This window comes from Bradyrhizobium sp. UFLA01-814 (genome assembly GCF_046718885.1).
In the GTDB taxonomy this organism is placed as follows: Bacteria; Pseudomonadota; Alphaproteobacteria; order Rhizobiales; family Xanthobacteraceae; genus Bradyrhizobium; species Bradyrhizobium elkanii.
In genome coordinates, this window is the sequence record NZ_JAQOSR010000365.1 from 1 (window position 1) to 1256 (window position 1256).

Consider the following 1256-nt stretch of genomic DNA (forward strand, 5'->3'; position numbering starts at 1 on the left):
TCAAGCGCCAAGGACCCAACGGCTTCCCGCCCACCCTCATCCTGACAGACTTCCAAGACACAGGGACCCATAACCACCGCATGCAGTGTGATGCCGCGCTGGGGCCACAGCTTTGCGCAATCTCGAACAGTGGTGGTTATGGATCCCGGGTCGCGCTTCGCTTGCCCGGGACGACACCGAGTGTGTGGCGCGGCAGGCGAAGGCGGCGTAGGGCGAGATCACGCCGCTTCTCCATTGTCGTCCCTGCGAAAGCAGGGACCCATAACCACAGGGCTGTGTTGCTGAAGCAAGCTGTGGCCCCATCGTCACGCAACAACGACGATCGATGGTTATGGGTCCCGGGTCGCGCTTCGCTTGCCCGGGACGACAGCGAGTGTGTGGCACCGCAGGCGAAGGCAGCGTGAGGTTGCGCCAACGCTCTTGATCCCGTCATCCTGAGGTGCGCGCCCTTGCGCGCCTCGAAGGATGCACGGCCACCAGCCGGGCCGTACATCCTTCGAGGCTCGCTCCGCTCGCACCTCCAGCGACAAAGGCGAAGCCTTTGCGCGGGGATGACGGTGATAAAAATGCGCCGATCGCTAATAACACCGCGACGCCACGAACGCGTGGACGCGGTTGTCGCCGAGCACATGGGCTATGAAGCCGGGCGATCCGAAAATCCGCGTGAACGCGGCGTCGCGGATGCTCAGCCCACCGGTATAGGCGCCGAACGCCGGCATCACCGCGCGCTCGCCGTCACAGGCAAAGCAGCGGCGCTCGATCGAGCGGCCGCGGGTCGGCACCCGCGCCTTGGGGTGCAGGTGCCCGGCGATCTCGCCGGCCGCACCCGTCGGCTCATGGCGGAACACGATCGGACCGATCGCGACCTCGGTCGCGACCACGCCGCCGAGATCGGACGGCAGCGCCGGATCGTGATTGCCCGAGATCCAGATCCAGTTGCGCCGCAACTGCAAGGCCGCGAGCGCCTCGCGATCCGGATCCGACAGCCGCGCATGCGCATCGCGATCGTGAAAGCTGTCGCCGAGCGCGATCACCTGCCGTGGATCGTGCCGCGCAATCACCGCAGCGAGCCGGCTGAGCGTCGCCACCGTGTCATAGGGCGGCAGCAGCACGCCGCGGCTGGCGAAGCTCGAGCCCTTTTCCAGATGCAGGTCGGACACCACCAGCAGGCTCTGCGCTTCCCAAAACAGTGCGCCGGAGAAATCGGCCACGAATCCGACATCCGCCACCGTGACCCTCGAAACGCGCATGTCGTC

General features: G+C 66.3%; 1 protein-coding gene. It reads right to left on the reverse strand.

The features are described from left to right. Nucleotides 1-578 precede the first annotated feature (578 nt). On the reverse strand, nucleotides 579-1250 hold the full coding sequence (gene pdeM, locus PMN64_RS42840; protein WP_411785116.1) for a ligase-associated DNA damage response endonuclease PdeM: 672 nt from the start codon (nucleotides 1248-1250) through the stop codon (nucleotides 579-581). Between the last annotated feature and the right edge of the window lie 6 nt (nucleotides 1251-1256).